17 protein-coding genes and 1 tRNA gene are annotated in these 16961 nt (G+C 35.1%); 9 read left to right on the forward strand and 9 right to left on the reverse strand.

Annotation, left to right across the window (positions count from 1 at the left end; translation table 11 throughout):
* Window position 1: 1 nt before the first annotated feature.
* Complete coding sequence (locus tag EG849_RS01395; RefSeq protein ID WP_125011295.1) at window positions 2–871, reverse strand: M23 family metallopeptidase; 870 nt, start codon at window positions 869–871, stop codon at window positions 2–4.
* 234 nt (window positions 872–1105) lie between these two features.
* Here EG849_RS01395 and EG849_RS01400 point away from each other — a divergent pair, with 234 nt between their 5' ends.
* The gene (locus EG849_RS01400) at window positions 1106–1285 is read left to right on the forward strand and encodes a Sec-independent protein translocase subunit TatA/TatB (protein ID WP_125011296.1); all 180 of its coding nucleotides are present in this window, start codon (window positions 1106–1108) and stop codon (window positions 1283–1285) included.
* 66 nt (window positions 1286–1351) lie between these two features.
* On the opposite strand, the gene EG849_RS01405 is transcribed toward EG849_RS01400, so the two are convergent.
* Window positions 1352–1777, reverse strand: a complete 426-nt coding sequence (locus tag EG849_RS01405) for a DUF4348 domain-containing protein (protein ID WP_125011297.1) — start codon at window positions 1775–1777, stop codon at window positions 1352–1354.
* Between the two features lie 10 nt (window positions 1778–1787).
* A complete protein-coding gene (locus EG849_RS01410) occupies window positions 1788–3911 on the reverse strand; it encodes a Tex family protein (RefSeq protein ID WP_125011298.1) in 2124 nt (707 codons plus the stop codon).
* 57 nt (window positions 3912–3968) lie between these two features.
* Here EG849_RS01410 and EG849_RS01415 point away from each other — a divergent pair, with 57 nt between their 5' ends.
* Window positions 3969–4232 carry a DUF1294 domain-containing protein gene (locus EG849_RS01415; protein ID WP_125011299.1) on the forward strand — a complete coding sequence of 88 codons (264 nt, stop codon included), beginning with the start codon at window positions 3969–3971 and terminating at the stop codon, window positions 4230–4232.
* A gap of 113 nt (window positions 4233–4345) precedes the next feature.
* Here EG849_RS01415 and rpiB read toward each other — a convergent pair whose 3' ends face one another.
* Both rpiB and EG849_RS01425 read right to left on the reverse strand, forming a co-directional pair.
* On the reverse strand, window positions 4346–4777 hold the full coding sequence (gene rpiB, locus EG849_RS01420; RefSeq protein WP_125011300.1) for a ribose 5-phosphate isomerase B: 432 nt from the start codon (window positions 4775–4777) through the stop codon (window positions 4346–4348).
* Window positions 4778–5416: 639 nt separating this feature from the next.
* On the reverse strand, window positions 5417–5656 hold the full coding sequence (locus tag EG849_RS01425; protein ID WP_125011301.1) for a putative signal transducing protein: 240 nt from the start codon (window positions 5654–5656) through the stop codon (window positions 5417–5419).
* 142 nt (window positions 5657–5798) lie between these two features.
* On the opposite strand from EG849_RS01425, the gene rnr reads away from it, so the two are divergent.
* From rnr to EG849_RS01440, 3 genes are all read left to right on the forward strand, one after another.
* A complete protein-coding gene (gene rnr, locus EG849_RS01430; protein WP_125011302.1) occupies window positions 5799–7985 on the forward strand; it encodes a ribonuclease R in 2187 nt (728 codons plus the stop codon).
* A 27-nt stretch (window positions 7986–8012) separates the two neighbouring features.
* Complete coding sequence (locus EG849_RS01435) at window positions 8013–8684, forward strand: head GIN domain-containing protein (RefSeq protein ID WP_125011303.1); 672 nt, start codon at window positions 8013–8015, stop codon at window positions 8682–8684.
* A gap of 120 nt (window positions 8685–8804) precedes the next feature.
* On the forward strand, window positions 8805–9488 hold the full coding sequence (locus EG849_RS01440) for a LysE family translocator (RefSeq protein ID WP_125011304.1): 684 nt from the start codon (window positions 8805–8807) through the stop codon (window positions 9486–9488).
* Between the two features lie 542 nt (window positions 9489–10030).
* Here EG849_RS01440 and EG849_RS15550 read toward each other — a convergent pair.
* Window positions 10031–10101, reverse strand: a tRNA-Cys gene (locus tag EG849_RS15550).
* An 83-nt stretch (window positions 10102–10184) separates the two neighbouring features.
* Complete coding sequence (gene folB, locus EG849_RS01445; RefSeq protein ID WP_125011305.1) at window positions 10185–10544, reverse strand: dihydroneopterin aldolase; 360 nt, start codon at window positions 10542–10544, stop codon at window positions 10185–10187.
* 107 nt (window positions 10545–10651) lie between these two features.
* On the opposite strand from folB, the gene EG849_RS01450 reads away from it, so the two are divergent.
* The 4 genes from EG849_RS01450 to EG849_RS01465 all read left to right on the forward strand — a co-directional run bounded on the left by EG849_RS01450 (window position 10652) and on the right by EG849_RS01465 (window position 14192).
* Window positions 10652–12745: a glutamine--tRNA ligase/YqeY domain fusion protein gene (locus EG849_RS01450; RefSeq protein ID WP_125011306.1), complete on the forward strand. Its 2094-nt coding sequence runs from the start codon at window positions 10652–10654 to the stop codon at window positions 12743–12745.
* Between the two features lie 495 nt (window positions 12746–13240).
* Window positions 13241–13570, forward strand: coding sequence for a YtxH domain-containing protein (locus EG849_RS01455; RefSeq protein WP_125011307.1), 330 nt, complete (start codon window positions 13241–13243; stop codon window positions 13568–13570).
* Between the two features lie 11 nt (window positions 13571–13581).
* Window positions 13582–13935, forward strand: a complete 354-nt coding sequence (locus tag EG849_RS01460; RefSeq protein WP_125011308.1) for a competence protein — start codon at window positions 13582–13584, stop codon at window positions 13933–13935.
* Between the two features lie 11 nt (window positions 13936–13946).
* Window positions 13947–14192 (forward strand): DUF6327 family protein, encoded by a 246-nt coding sequence (locus EG849_RS01465; protein WP_125011309.1) that lies wholly within the window; start codon window positions 13947–13949, stop codon window positions 14190–14192.
* A 45-nt stretch (window positions 14193–14237) separates the two neighbouring features.
* Here EG849_RS01465 and EG849_RS01470 read toward each other — a convergent pair whose 3' ends face one another.
* Window positions 14238–15245, reverse strand: a complete 1008-nt coding sequence (locus tag EG849_RS01470; protein ID WP_125011366.1) for an SPFH domain-containing protein — start codon at window positions 15243–15245, stop codon at window positions 14238–14240.
* A gap of 180 nt (window positions 15246–15425) precedes the next feature.
* Window positions 15426–16934, reverse strand: coding sequence for a glutamate--tRNA ligase (gene gltX / locus EG849_RS01475; RefSeq protein WP_125011310.1), 1509 nt, complete (start codon window positions 16932–16934; stop codon window positions 15426–15428).
* Window positions 16935–16961 lie beyond the last annotated feature (27 nt).

The following is a 16961-nucleotide window of genomic DNA, read 5'->3' on the forward strand; positions in this document are numbered from 1 at the left end:
CTTATTCAAAATCTATAAAATTTGTCGGATCAATGGCAAAACCATCTTTCCACAATTCAAAATGAAGATGGATTCCGGTAGATTCTTTTCCGGTTGATCCGGCTGTTGCGACAACCTCTCCGGTTCTCACGACGTCGCCTTGTGATTTTGTCACTGAATCCACGTGTTTGTAAACGCTAATAATACCGTCGCCATGGCGAATGATAATGACATAGCCGTTTGTAGGCGTCCAATCGGCAAAAATCACGGTTCCGTTTGCTACTGATTTTATCGGCGTGTTTTTTGGAACGGCAATATCGACTGCAAAATGCTTGGTCTTTGGATCGTATTTGTCGGTAATATGTCCGGTTACCGGCGAAAAAAGCACCAAATTTACTTTGGCCCCGGCCTTATTAAATAGATTGTACTTGTCTTCTTGAGCCACTTGTTCTCTCAATTTCAGATCTTCTTTCGTTGGAGCAAAATCAACTTCGTCTTCGGCTAAAAGTTGCCCTGCTTTAATGGAATCCATGTTTAATTGGGCCACCTCAACATCTCCTGCCAGCACTTTTTTTATCGATTCGATGTACGCATTATTTACCTTTATTGCTTTTTCTAAAGAATCAGATTTTAAGGCCAATTCTGTGGCTTCCCTCTTTAATTTTGAAGAAGCATAACCCGGGATATATTCTCTCAAGGGTGTGAAAGCAATAATATAGGTGGTGATGGCGATTAAAAAAATACTGCCGCCAGTCAGTGCTATAAAAACATTTAATAGGTTCAATTTCAGCGAAAATATTTCATCAAAAGTTTCCTCGTTCAAAATAACCAAACGGTTTTTTGTCAATAATTTTTTCTTTAAAATTTCGCGCTTTTGTCTCTTTGCTGACATTGGTGTTTCTGTATTTTACAAATATAAGAATTTGCCTGTTTTTAGGTTACATTTATAGCATTTCTAACCAATTTATTAACTGTTTATTATAATTTTAAACCAAACTCCTTTTTTTTTCGTAAATTGATTTAGAAGAGACAACGTTTTTAACGTATTATTATTAAGTGGTACGTATTTCTTTTTTATCTTTGTAAAATATTTCTAAACATTGCGCGAGCAATAATTTTAAACATCATGGGAAAATTAGGCTTAACAGAAATACTTGTAATCGTAGCTATCATCTTATTACTTTTTGGAGGTAAAAAAATTCCAGAATTAATGAAAGGATTGGGTTCTGGTATTAAAGAATTCAAAAATGCAGCGAAAGACGAGAATCAACCTGCTGCTTCTAAAAAAGAAGAAGAAAAGATCTAACAAAGCTTTTCTATTCAAAAGCTTTTGTTGAAAGCCTCAAGGATTTTAAGATCTTTGAGGCTTTTTTTATGTTGAAGAATCTATCAGGGTTTTCAACTTCCATTTTCCTGCTTGTTTTTTAAAAATGATATCAGAATAAATTCCGTTATTAATTCCGCGGATTTCAATAACTGCTTCATCCCCTTTTAAAATTGTTTTTTGAGAATATTCAACGTTCTTTTGAATTGTAAAATCTAACTTTTTATAATCCTTTTTTTGAATTGTTTTTTCAATAAGTTCTAAATCATTTTCATAATCAAGTTCTTGTACTCTCATTGGAAAATCAATCCTGCTCATTTGAAAAATAGAATCTTTATTAAATTTTTCAAGAAATATTTCGAAGTTTTCTTCCTTTAAAACTATATCTTTTTGAGTCTGTATTTTTTTATTTTCAGTGATACAGCCAATTAAAAATAAGCTTCCAAAGCAAAATATTAAATTTAATTTATTCATAATGAATATTTTATAAAATCATAGTCAACTGCACACGCTTTCTGCTTTCATCCACTTCAACCACTTTCACTTGAACTTGTTGGTGCATCTTCACGACTTCATTCACATCAGAAACAAATCCTTCCTTCAATTGCGAAATGTGAACCAAGCCACTTTCTTTGATTCCGATATCGACAAAACAGCCGAAATTGGTGATATTATTCACGATTCCTGGCAAAACCATTCCAGTTTTTAAGTTGCCAATTGTTTTTACATTTGGGTCAAATTCAAAAACCTTCGCCGCTTTTCTTGGATCTAATCCTGGTTTTTCTAATTCTTTAATAATGTCTTTCAAACCAAGCAATCCGATGTTTTCGGTCACATACTTTTCTACCGGAATTTGTGCTATTTTTTCTTTATTGGCAATCAAATCATTAACAGAAATTTTCAAATCCTTCGCCATTTTTTCCACGATTCCATAAGCTTCCGGATGCACTGCTGAATTGTCCAACGGATTTTTTCCATTCGAAATTCTAATAAAAGCCGCGGCTTGCTGAAATGCTTTTTCTCCCAAACGTGGCACTTTTTTCAATTGTTTTCTTTCTTCAAAAGCACCATTTTCTGAACGGTAATTGACAATGTTTTCGGCCATCTTCTCCCCGATTCCAGATACATAACTCAAAAGCGATTTGCTTGCCGTATTAATATTGATTCCGACAGAATTCACGCAGCGAACCACTACAGAATCCAATTCTTCCTTTAATTTCGTTTGGTCCACATCGTGCTGGTATTGGCCGACCCCTATGGATTTTGCATCGATTTTTACCAATTCTGCCAACGGATCAGAAAGCCGTCTTCCGATCGAAACCGCGCCACGAACCGTTACGTCATAGGTTGGAAATTCATCTCTAGCAATCTTTGAAGCCGAATAAATGGACGCGCCAGCTTCGCTAACAACAAAAACTTGCAAGGGTTTATCAAAAGCAATCTTCTTTATAAAAAATTCGGTTTCACGGGAAGCCGTTCCGTTTCCGATGGAAATCGCGTCAATTTTATAGGCATTCACCATCGAACGGATTTTTTTCATCGCAATCGTGGTTTCGTTTTGTGGCGCGTGCGGAAAAATGGTTTCGTTGTAAAGCAGATTTCCGTTTTCGTCCAAGCAAACGATTTTGCAACCGCTTCTGAACCCTGGATCAATCGCTAAAATTCGTTTTTCACCCAATGGTGGCGCCAATAACAACTGGCCCAAATTTCCGGCAAAAACCTGAATCGCCGTGGTATCTGCTTTTGCTTTTGCTTCCTGCAATGTTTCGTTTGAAATCGCCGGAGCCAAAAGTCTTTTATAACTGTCTTCAATCGCTTTTTTAAGCTGAATTGCAGTTTCTTTTTTATTTTTAATAACCGATTCTGAAATCATTTCGATGGCTTCGTCGGGATCAATTTCTACTTTTAACTTGATGAAACCCTCATTTTCAGAACGAAGCATTGCCAATAATCGGTGTGAAGGCGCGCGTTGCAAATTCTCTGACCAATCAAAATACTGCTCAAATTTTTTGGCTTTCTCATCGTCTTTTTTGGCTTTTACAACTTTAGTCGTAACTGAAGCTTTTCTTTGGTAAATTCTGCGTAGATTTTTTCGAATGTAACTATTTTCATTAATCCATTCGGCAATGATATCGCGAGCTCCTTGCAAAGCATCGTCTTCATTTGCCACATTTTTATTCAGATATTTGGAAGCTAAAAAGTCAATATCGTCATTGTTTTGGGCCATAATAATTTTGGCCAACGGCTCCAAACCATTTTCTCGGGCAACATCAGCTCTTGTTTTTTTCTTCTTTTTAAACGGAAGGTAAAAATCCTCTAATTCATTCAAATCATAGCTTTGCCTGATTTTTTTCTCTAGTTCTGAAGTCAGGGCATTTTGCTCTGTAATTGATTTTAAAATCGCTTCTTTTCGTTTAGAAATGGTTTCAAATTCTTTGTCAAGCTTCGCAATCTGTTCAATAACAACCTCGTCTAAATTGCCGGTTTTGTCTTTTCGATAGCGCGAAATAAACGGAATCGTGCAATCTTCATTCAAAAGTTGCAGTGTGTTTTCGATGTTTTTGCTTAGCGTGGTAACTTGTTTTGAAATGTATTCGAGATTGGTCATAACTATATTTTAAAAAGCTATTGCGAAAATAATATCTTTACTGCTCATTTCAGCCAAATGGACCTTTTATTCTACTTTTTTATTGCTCTAAATTGCATTTCTTTCATAATCACAGGTTATGACAAACGGCTTGCAATTAAAAATAAAAGAAGAATTTCTGAAAAAACGTTATTAAGCTTTGTTGCTATTGGCGGAACTGTTGGTTCTTCTCTTGCAATGTTACTTTTTAGGCATAAAACCTCGAAGAGAAGTTATCTTTTGAAGTTTTTTTTGATTGTGGGTTTGCAGGTATTGGCTTTGTATGCTTATTATAAATTTTAACGTAAAGGCATATTAAGTTTTTCACAATCCCAAACCTTCGGGAACCTAATAAAAAAACCGCAAATTCACATAAAAATATACGAATTTGCGGTTAAACTATATTTTAAAATTAGTTATTGACAAGCAATCTTATCCACACGATTTTGGTGTCTTCCACCTTCAAAATCAGTATTTAAGAACGTTTCAACCATTTCCACCGCTTGATTTATTGAAGTATATCGTGCTGGAATACTGATAATATTTGCATCATTATGTTGTCTTGCTAAACCTGCAATTTCTTTTGTCCAGCATAATGCCGAACGAATTCCTTGGTGTTTGTTAACCGTCATATTGATTCCGTTACCGCTACCGCAGATTACGATCCCAAATTGAGCCTTTCCATTTTCAACATCCGTTGCAACCGGATGTCCAAAATCTGGATAATCGACACTATCCACAGAATCTGTTCCATAGTTTGTAACTTCGTGGCCTTTTGCTTTTAGCATTTCCACAATTGCTTTTTTGTAATCTGGTCCTGCGTGGTCGTTTCCGATGGAAATTTTCATAGTTGTTTTATATTAGGTTGTTTAAGTGCAAATTTACCGTAACGGCATCCATTTACCAAAATAAAAACGACAGAAGTTGCATCATTTGATAATCAAATAGTTGTAGTTATCAACATTCGTAATAGCCTGATAAACAGTAACGAAATGGTAATGAAATTGTTAAATATTTACATTGTTAATAGCGTTTTACAATTCTCTGACTTTGAGTTGATTGCAAATTAACATAGATTGTTGATAAGTTCAGATAGAATATTAGAACTATTTCTTGTTTATTCGATTAAAAACAGTAATCCAAAACTGCTATTTAAAATGCAAGTTTAGTTTGATGTATTTTTAGAAAACTTATCAGCATACAATCCAATCTTGTTAACAGTAATTAACAAATGAAGTTATCTACAATTTAAAAATAAAAACGATTATCAACCGTTGTTAACAATGTCTTAATGTTGGCTCAAAATGAGCTAATTAATTCTATCAACCTATGTTGATAACTCGGTATAACAATCCATAACTTCAATTACTCACAAAAAAAATTAAAGTTATAGCCACTATTAACAAGCTATAATACCCATTAAAAATTAATTTTAAATTTCTTTTTCTTTTTGTTGTTTTAAATAAATGTTGACAACTTTCAAAAGTTCAAACGATTTTCAAATTTTCATTCCCATTCAATTCGTTCAAGATTTCTCTTGCCATCGCTTCATCTTCTGGATGGACTTTTAATTTGATTCCTCCCAAAGCCTGCGAATACATGGGAACGATGTTCATCATGGTTTCGTTCTCAAAAAAGAATTGGATTTCCTCTTGTTCTAGCCGATGCTTCAAGATGGTGATTTCGTGAGGGTAGTTAAAAATGGCAACGGTAATGAATTTTTCCATTAGTGATTGATTTTCATAAAGATAAGCAAGAAATCATATTCTCAAGTAAAGTACCAAAAAGTTATATTTAGATTAAAAATTTTAACATTTGAAAAAAATCTGAAATGTTATTCGTAATTTTCAGCATTATTAGAAACGAATTATGAGTAAGAAACCTCGCAAGCCTGTAAAAAAAGTAAAAGATTTTACAGCACAGATTTTAAAAATTTTATCACAAGATGCCAATAAAGCATTCAATTATAAGCAAATAGGAGTAAAGCTAGAACTTGACGATACAAAAAGCAGAAATGAAATTATCAGGGACCTAAAACTTTTGGCTTCACAAAAGAAGATTGTTGAAATAGAACCAGGAAAATATTTGGTTGTGACAACGAGCCAAGACTATTACGAAGGAACCATCGATATGACAAGCAGAAAAACCGCTTATTTTGTATCAGATGATTTTGAAGAAGACGTTTTTATCCCCACAAACAACTTGAACAAAGCCTTAGACAAAGACAAAGTGAAAGTCTATGTTTATAACCGAAGAAGAGGCAAAAAACCGGAAGGCGAAGTGGTGGAAATCGTTGAAAGAAATAAAACAGATTTTGTTGGGGTTATTGACATCCAGAAGAATTTTGCCTTTGTTTCCACTGCAAATCCAAAAATGTACACCGATATTTTCATTCCAAAAGATAAAATCGGCGAAGCTGAAAACGGCGATGTCGTTTTAGTCCACATTGAAGATTGGCCGAAAAAAGCCGACAGTCCATTTGGAGCCGTGATAAAAGTTTTAGGAAAGCCAGGAGAACACAATACCGAAATCCATGCGATTTTGGCAGAATATGGCCTCCCGTATGATTTTCCGATTGAAGTCGAAGCTTTTGCACAAAAAATTGATACTTCAATCCAAGAAAGTGAAATCAAAAAACGTCGCGATATGCGTGATGTCTTGACTTTCACGATAGATCCAAAAGACGCAAAAGATTTTGATGATGCGCTTTCGTTCCAAATATTAGAAAACGGAAACTATGAAATTGGCGTCCATATTGCCGATGTTTCGTATTATTTGGAAGAAGGAACCATATTAGATAAAGAAGCCTACCAGCGTGCTACATCCGTTTATTTGGTTGATAGAGTAGTGCCGATGTTGCCTGAAGTGTTGTCAAATTTTGCCTGTTCGTTACGTCCGCACGAAGAAAAATATACATTTTCTGCCGTATTTGAATTGACAGAAAATGCACAATTGGTTAATTCTTGGTTCGGAAGAACCGTGACTTATTCTGACCAACGATTTTCTTATGAAGAAGCACAACACATTATTGAAACAAAAGGAGACGTTATTCCGGCTGAAATTTCATTAACGGGAAGCCAATATCAAGTTCCAGCTCAAATTCAAACAGCGACGCTTAAATTAGACGATTTGGCTAAAATTCTTCGCAATAGGAGAATGAAAGACGGAGCGATTTCGTTTGACAAGGTGGAAGTGAAATTTAACCTGAACGAACAAGCCGAACCGGTTGGCGTTTATTTTAAGGTTTCAAAAGATGCGAATCATTTGATTGAAGAATTTATGCTTTTGGCTAACAGAAAAGTTTCGGAATTTATTGGAAAACAAAAACCGAAAAAGACTTTTGTTTATAGAATTCACGATGAACCAGACGAAACCAAATTATTTAATTTGCAGACGGTTATCTCAAAATTCGGTTATAAATTAAACCTGAAATCAAAGAAAGACGTTTCGCAATCGCTGAATCAATTATTATTAGACGTAAACGGAAAAAAAGAGCAAAACTTGGTGGATACGTTGACAATCCGAACCATGAGCAAAGCTAAATATTCGACGGAGAACATTGGACATTACGGTTTGGCTTTTGATTATTATTCACATTTTACGTCGCCAATCCGTCGTTATCCTGATGTGATGGCACATCGTTTGTTACAGCAGTATCTTGACGGCGGAAAATCAGCAGATGAAGAAACCTACGAAGAAATGTGCCAGCATTCGTCAAACATGGAGGTTTTAGCGACCAATGCAGAACGCGATAGTATCAAATACATGCAGGTGAAATACATGCAGGATCACAAAGACGAAGAGTTTTTAGGTGTGATTTCTGGTGTAACCGAATGGGGAATTTACGTAGAAATTGTTTCCAATAAATGTGAAGGAATGTGTAGAATCCGTGAAATCCGTGATGATTATTACACGTTTGACGACAAGCAATATGCTTTGGTGGGAGAAGTTTCAAAAAATATTTTGCAATTAGGCGATGAAGTGTATGTAAAAGTAAAAAGCGCAGATTTGGTTAAAAAACAATTGGATTTTACTTATTTGCGTAAAAACGATTAAAAAAAAAAATATTAAAACAAAAAGAAGATGAAAAAGATAGTTTTAGTAGCATTTTTAATGCTTTCGCAAATGAATTTTGCACAAGATAAATCAGTCAGTTTGGGCGATTTTGATGAAGTAAAAGTATTCGACAGAATTTCATTGCAAATGATCCAGGGTACCGAAAATAAAATTGAAATCACAGGAGCTAAAAAAGACGATGTTGAAATTGTCAATAAAAACGGCGAGCTTAAAATCAGGATGAAATTCGGAAAACTTTTAACCGGCGATGATATCACGGCAAAATTATATTTCAAAAATGAAATTCACGAAATCACGGCCAGCGAAGGATCTTATGTTTCCAGTGAGGCCACTTTTAAAGCCGTTGCTTTTGAAGTAAGCTCAAAAGAAGGAGCAGAGGTTAAAATCAACTTAGACGTTCAAAAATTAGATGCTAAAACGTCTTCTGGAGGAATTTTAAAATTAAATGGTTCTGCTACAAATGTTGTTGCAATTAGCAATTCAGGAGGAATTGTAAAAGCAAAAGATTTAAAAACCAAGCAAACGCAGATTACTGTAAACGCTGGCGGTGAAGCCGAAGTAAACGCATCAGAGTTTGTGGAAGCAAAAACCAGGGCTGGCGGAAATATCCACGTTTATGGAAGTCCGAAACAAGTAAATAAGAAAAATGTAATCGGTGGAAATATCACGATTCATTAACTAGAATTTAAAAAAGGATTGTAAATTTTGAATTACCTTTGTATTATTTCTTTGTAAATTGCCTGAAATTGCTAATTTGCAAGGTTTAAAAAAGACTTTAAAAACTTACAATCCTTTTTGATGATTCAAGACATTTTAACTGGCATTCCACTCGGTATTTTTTTATGCTTTATGATTGGGCCAGTTTTTTTTATACTCTTAGAAACTGCTGCTGTCAAAGGAATCCGGGCGGCTTTGGTCTTTGATTTAGGCGTTGTCATTGCCGATATTGTTTTCATTTGCATCGCTTATTTCAGCAGTTACAGATTGATCAACAGCATCAAAGATGAACCGGCACTTTTTATTTTTGGAGGATTGATAATGGCAACTTACGGCGTTATTTCTTTCATAAAACTCAAAAAAGCAAGCACTTCAGAAAAAGTCGATCCCGAGGTGGAACTCATCAAAAAAAACTACGGAAGCCTTTTCATCAAAGGATTTCTTCTTAATTTCATTAACGTCGGCGTTCTCGGATTTTGGCTTTTGATCATAATCACCTTCGGACCACAATTAGACCTTCAAACCTCACGGCTTTTAGTCTTTTTTGGATCGGTTATCGGAACGTACATTTTAGTGGATCTTGCCAAAATGTTCTTAGCTAAAAGGCTAAAAAGCAAAATGACTCCAAAAAACATCTTGAAAATAAAGAAAATAACCAGCATACTTTTAGTGCTATTCGGATTGATAATTATGTCACAAGGATTTTTTCCAAGCGATCAAAAATTCGTAAAGGGAGTAATCAACAAAATAGAACACCAAAAATAAATCAAAATCCTGACTGAAAAGTTGGGATTTTTTTTTGAGCCAAACTGACGCATCCTTTAAATGTATTTCTTGCTGTTTCGCCTATCTTTTATGCCGAACACTGGCACAAAAGGAGAGTTGCGAACATCAGGGCTATTTTCATGCTTTTAGGCTTCTTTTAAACTCTAACAAGCTTTGTCGATAAAAATGTATTAAAAAATAAAATTTTTCTAGATAAATTTTTATGATTCACACGAAGCTGTTATTTTAATATCCTAGCTTCCTTCAGCAGAATAACTTTGTGTTTCATTGTTCCTTAAACCATTGGATTACTATTAAAAATGAGGTGTAAATAGTCACCCAAGTTTCCTTTAAGGTTTCTAAGGCATCGTCTGGATTGTAACCTTAACTGTAATTATTTTTTCTAAAAATGAGGCAAAAGAAAGATACACATTTCTGTATCTCTTTATGAGTGATCGTGTGGATTCGAACTTTATCTTTTATTCATTTTTACTAAAAAATGAGGCATAAAAAAAAGAGACACATTTCTGTATCTCTTTCCGAGGCATCGTCCGGATTCGAACCGGAGTAGGAGCTTTTGCAGAGCCCAGCCTAGCCGCTCGGCCACGACGCCAATTATTGTATTGGACGGCAAATGTAGAAAAATTATTTTAAAAACCGAATTTAAAGTCAGAATTTATGTGTAAAATAACAAATCTAAGTTCTATATTCCTCAATAACAATGGTTACGGATTCCACATCGCCACCAATCGGAGGATTTAATTTTGAAACCGCAACGCTAATTGTAGAAACGGAAGCAATTTCTTTAAAAACGCGCTGTACAATTCGATGCGCCACGTGTTCTAATAATTTGGAACGAATGGCCATTTCTTCTTCTACAATTTTATTCAAATGGACATAATCGACGGTGTCTTCAAGTTCATCGGTTTCCATTGATTTGCGCATATCCGTTTTGATTTCTAGATCTACAGAATAGTCAGAACCAATTTTTCCTTCTTCGACCAAACATCCATGATACGAAAAAGTGCGGATGTTTTTTAATTTTATAATTCCCATTTTCTTTTAAAGTTTAAAGTTCAGCACTTAAAGTTTATTGATAGTTCACAACTTAAAACCATAAACCTTGAACCTTTTTTTTATATTTGCTAAAATTAATAAAAACTATGGCATCAGAAGAAAAATCATTAAATTTTATTGAGCAAATCATTGAAGAAGATATCAAAAATGGCATGTCTCAACAGAAATTACGTTTTCGTTTTCCGCCTGAACCAAACGGTTATTTGCACATCGGACATGCCAGTTCTATTGCTCTTAATTTTGGTTTGGGAATTGATTATCAAGCCCCTGTGAACCTTCGTTTTGACGATACAAATCCTGAAAAAGAAGAGCAGGAATTTGTGGACGCTATTAAACGCGATGTAGAATGGCTTGGATATCAGTGGGAAAGCGAATGTTATGCTTCTGATTATTTCCAGCAATTATATGATTGGGCGGTTGAATTTATCAAAAAAGATAAAGCTTATGTAGACAGCCAGACTTCGGAAGCAATGGCCGAACAAAAAGGAACGCCGACAATGCCAGGAACTGATTCTCCTTTCAGAAACCGTTCTGTTGAAGAAAACTTGGATTTATTCGAAAGAATGAAAAACGGAGAATTCCCAGAAGGAACTCATATTCTGCGTGCCAAAATTGATATGAAATCAACCAATATGTTGATGCGCGACCCAATTATGTACCGCATTTTACATAAAGACCACCACAGAACCGGAAGCGATTGGAAAATCTATCCGATGTATGACTGGGCTCACGGTGAAAGCGATTATTTGGAAGGCATTTCACATTCATTCTGTACGCTTGAATTTTTGCCTCACAGAGAATTATACGATTGGTTTTTAGACCAAATTTATGATGATAATAAAGTGCGCCCGAAACAAAGAGAATTTGCAAGACGCAACCTTTCGCATACGGTTGTAAGCAAGAGAAAATTACAGCAATTGGTTAAAGAAAAGCACGTTAACGGTTGGGATGATCCCAGAATGTCAACTATTTCTGGATTGAGAAGACGCGGTTATACGGCTAATTCTTTGCGAAATTTTGCAAATACCATTGGGATTGCCAAACGTGATAACTTGATTGATGTTTCGGTTTTAGAATTTTGCATTCGCGAAGATTTGAACAAAACGGCGCCAAGAGTGATGGCTGTTTTGGATCCGGTTAAGGTTGTCATTACTAATTTTCCGGAAGAAAAAGAAGAGTGGCTTGATGCTGAAAACAACCAGGAAGATGACAATGCAGGTTTCAGAAAAGTGCCACTTTCAAGAGAAATTTATATTGAAAGAGAAGACTTTTTAGAAGAAGCTCCGGCTAAGTTTTTCAGATTGACTTTAGGTAAAGAAGTGCGTTTAAAAAATGCGTACATCATTAAAGGAGAAAGTGTTGTAAAAGATGCAGACGGAACTATTACTGAAATTCACGTAACGTATGATACCGATTCTTTAAGCGGAAGCGGGACGGAAGCAAGCCAAAGAAAAGTGTCTGGAACGTTGCACTGGGTTTCGATTGCACACGCGATTGAAGCTGAAATTCGTTTGTATGACAGACTTTTTACTGATGAATCGCCTGACACACACAAAGGAAAAGATTTCTTAGAATTTGTGAATCCGAATTCTTTGCAAGTGATCAAAGGGTATTTGGAACCAAGCTTAAAAGAAGTTCAAAACGAGGATAAATTCCAGTTTCAACGATTGGGTTATTTTACTGTAGACAAGGATTCTACGGCAGAAAAATTGGTTTTCAACAGAACGGTGGCTTTGAAAGATGCTTGGGAAGAAAAAGGCAAGAAAGAAGAAAACGTTATCAATAATTCGTTGAAAGAAATCAACAAATATTTTAAAGTTGGAACGGATGAAGAACGAAATGCGGTTGAAAAATCAATAGGCGAGGGGCTTGAAAACGTTTCTAATTTTAGCTTGTTGCAAAATACGTTGAAGAAAAATATCAATAATAATAAGAGTTCATTGTTGTTTTCAAATTTTCTTTTGAAATTTTCAGTCTTGAAAACGGCAGATATTGAAGTGGAAACGTTGCATAAATTATATTCAATGTCGTTGAAAAGCGAATCGCCGTTTGTGCGTTTTGAAGTGATTCAGAATTTAAAAAAGGATGAAGTTAATTTTGATGCATTTTCAACACAATTGGCAGATTTGAGAAATTCTGAGAAAAGTGAATCGGTTTTGGAAGTTTTGAATACTTTATAAATTTTAAAAGTTTTTTCGGAAATTTCGCAAAGCTGGATTCTAAAATTAGAGTATAGATTTTATATATGAAAAGCTCCTTTTATCGGGAGCTTTTTCTATTATTGTAAAATTCTATTGAAGTAGGAAATTATATAGTTTTTTGTAATTTAAATTGGCTTTCATAAATTGATTTTAAGCCAGTTTTTAAATTTTTGAAGGTCAATTTATGCTGATTGTAAATAAGTTTTCTTAAATCGGTTTATTTGCGTTTTTGGGTTGACACTGTGGGTAATTGTTTAAAAGAAGCCGAAAGCTTGAGTTCTAACCCTGATGCTTGAAATTATCCTTTTTTCATTTTCGAAAAAAGATAATTCACGCAGCAGGGAAAGTATTTAAGAAAGTGAAAAAATGTTTGGTTCCTAATAAATTCCTAAAAAATACTTTAACTGCTCATTAACATCAAACTGTTAAAATTAAATGTAACTTTAAATTATTAACCAAAAAAAACAAATAGTTATGTCTAAAGGAAATGCAATTATCGGAGTTTTAGCAGGAGCTGCAATTGGAGCTGCAGTAGGAATTTTATTCGCGCCAGAAAAAGGGGAGAAAACAAGAAAGAAAATCAAAGACGGTTTTGACAGCCAAAAAGATGAATTACAGCATAAGTTTGATAAATTGTCTGAACAGGTAAAAGGTAAATTTGCAAAAGCCAAAGTGGATTTAGAAACTGGGTTTGATGATTTAGTGGCAAACGCACAAGATACCAAAGAAGATGTGATTGCGGCATTAGAAAAAAAATTGACAGATTTGAAAGCTCAGGCTCAAGCTGCAACTGACAAAAAATAAATCCAAGCTTTATGGCATTTGAAAAAATAAAAGAAAATACCGACGAATTGCAAGACAGGGCAAAGGAATATATTGATGCAAATATTGCATATTATAAACTTTATGGCTTTAAGATTGCAATGAAATCAACCACATTGATGCTCAAATTATTTTTATTGGGCATTATGCTGGTGATTGTAACCCTATTTTTTTCGATTGCGTTGGCGTTGGCGATTGGATACGGTCTTGACAACTTTGCATATGGATTTTTGATTGTTGGAGGCATTTATTTTGTGCTGGCAATCTTGGTGTATTATGTTCAAGATAAGATCGTTGAAGGTCCAATTTTAAGAACTTTTTCTAAGATGCTTTTTAAGAAATATTAAAAAATAAGTTTATGGAAATTACAAAAACATATGCTTCTTATGAAGAAATCAATAAAGAACTAGAAATTCTTAAAGTTGAAAAAGATTTGGCTTTTGAAAAAATGCAATTGAGTTTCATGGAAACCAAAGACAGTTTCACAGCCAAAAATATTGTTGGGACAGTTCCAGGAATGGCTCTGAATGTTATTGGAGCTCTATCTGGTCCGTTGAAAAATGTGGGAATTGCTTATCTGACGAAAAAGATTTTTCGGATGTAAATAAGTAATATAAAACAAAAAAGAGGCTTTTCAGGGCCTCTTTTTTTATTTAGTTGAATCATAATCTTCTGGATCAAAATCATCTCTTGATTTAGATTCTTCTGATTGGTTAAAATCAGTCATGCTTCGTTTTACTTCTTCATTTGAATCTTTTTTCTTTTGGTGGCGTTTCATTGATTCTCCCACTTGATTAGAAGCGGTAAACGACGCAACCATATTGTTTAGCATGTCGCTGCCGGCTTGTGGCGAATTTGGCAACAGGATAAGGTTAGAATTCGCGTCAGCACCAATCGCCTGCAATGTATCGTAATGTTGTGTCACGACGATTAGGGCAGAAGCTTCTTGAGAATTAATTCCCACTTGGTTTAAGATGTCAACGCTTTCTACCAACCCTCTTGCAATTTCACGTCTTTGATCGGCGATACCTTGACCTTGCAATCTTTTACTTTCTGCTTCGGCTTTGGCTTTGGCAACGATTCTGATTCGTCCCGCTTCAGCTTCATATTCTGCTGCAGATTTTTCTCTGTCGGCAGCGTTGATTCGGTTCATCGCATTTTTTACTTGAATATCTGGATCGATGTCTGTAATCAGCGTATTGATGATATCGTATCCATAAGTGGTCATGGCTTCGTTCAATTCACGTTTAACCGCAATGGCAATATCGTCTTTTCTTTCAAAAACGTCGTCTAATTTCAACTTCGGAACTTCTGCTCTTACAACGTCAAAAACATAAGAAGTGATTTGGTCGTGCGGATATTCTAATTTGTAAAAAGCTTCGTAAACTTTATCTTGAATTACTTTAAACTGAACAGAAACCTTCATTTTCACAAACACGTTTTCTTTGGTTTTTGTTTCAATGATGACATCGAGCTGTTGAATTTTCAAATTGATTTTTCCTGCGATTTTATCCACAACCGGAATTTTCAATTGCAAACCAGAATGACGGATGCTTTGAAACTTCCCGAAACGTTCCACGATGGCAGATGTTTGTTGTTTTACCGTAAAGAAGGAGGATAAGAAGATAAATAAGACAAAGAATAAAAAGAGATACATAGGAATGTTTAAGTCCATAACAGAGTGTTTAAAAGTTAATTCGGTTAAGATATAAAAAAAGCCTCTCAAAAGAAAGGCTTGGTAATATATTTCTAAAATCTTGTCATTCTGACGAAAGAGGAATCTTCGTATGTTTTTCTTTCCTAAGAATACTTTTTTCGTAAAATGACAAAAATGTTTTTATTTCAAAGTTTCAATCGCTTTATTGATTCTGGCAATCGTTTCATCTTTTCCGATGATGCTGATAATGTCATATAGGTGAGGGCCTTTCAATGATCCGACCAAACTCAATCGAAGCGGTTGCATAATTTTTCCCATCCCGATTTCATTTTCTGTCATCCAAGTTTTAACCGTGTTTTCCACATTTTCGGTAGAAAAATCTACAGTGTTTTCTAAAACGTCAATCAGTTTTGTCATCAATTCAGCCGTTTCTGGTTTCCAGTTTTTGGTCGCTTTTTCATCATAAGATGTTGGCGCCATAAAAAAGAAATCAGACAAATCCCAAAGCTCAGAAGCAAATGTCGCACGTTCTTTTACCAAACGAACAATTTCTGTAACCGTTTCAATTGGTCGGTTGATTCCTTTTTCTAATAACGTATGTGAAAGTTCCTTAGCCAAAACTTCGTTGTCAGCTCTCTGGAAATATTGGTTATTGAACCATTTATTTTTCTCGGGGTCGAATTTTGCTCCGGCTTTGTTAACTCTTCCTAAATCGAAAACGTTTACCAATTCGTCAAGCGTAAACAATTCTTGATCGGTTCCTGAACTCCAACCTAATAATGCCAAGAAGTTGATAACCGCTTCTGGCAAAAATCCTTTTTCTCTATATCCAGAAGAAACGCCTTCAGCAGTTTTCCATTCTAAAGGAAATACAGGAAATCCAAGTTTGTCTCCGTCTCTTTTCGATAATTTTCCGTTCCCAACAGGTTTTAAAATCAGTGGCAGATGTGCAAATTCTGGCGCTTCCCAATTAAAAGCTCTGTACAACAAAACGTGCAATGGCATTGATGGAAGCCATTCTTCACCACGAATCACGTGCGATGTTTCCATCAAATGATCATCCACAATGTTCGCCAAGTGATAGGTCGGCATTCCGTCGCTTTTATACAAAACTTTATCGTCTAAAAGATTCGTATCAAATTTCACGTCGCCACGAATGATATCTTTTAATTGCAAAATTTCATCAACCGGAGTTTTAAAACGAATTACGTAGTCTTCTCCAGCTAAAATTCTTTGTGCCGTTTTTTCAGCAGAATTCGTTAAAGAGTTATCCAATTGCTCGCGATTGCTGTGATTGTAAATAAATGTTTTTCCGTTTTCTTCGTCGCTTTTGCGCAATTTATCCAAATCTTCTGCAGAATCAAATGCATAATACGCCCAACCCGAATTGATCAACTGGTCAGCATATTCTTTATACAATTCTTTTCTCTCGCTTTGACGGTAAGGACCAAATTTTTCATTCTTTCCAACGGTCTCATCCGGAGAAATTCCCAACCATTCCAAGGCTTCTAAAATATATTCTTCAGCGCCAGGAACAAAACGATTTTGGTCAGTATCTTCAATACGAAGATAAAAAACACCGCCGTGCTTTTTAGCAAATAGATAATTGAATAGGGCAGTTCTTACGCCACCAATATGCAAAGGTCCAGTCGGACTTGGTGCAAAACGAACGCGAATTGGTTTAGACATTTTATATAAATTTTGATGCAAAGATAC

The organism is Flavobacterium macacae (genome assembly GCF_003865365.1).
GTDB lineage: Bacteria > Bacteroidota > Bacteroidia > Flavobacteriales > Flavobacteriaceae > Flavobacterium > Flavobacterium macacae.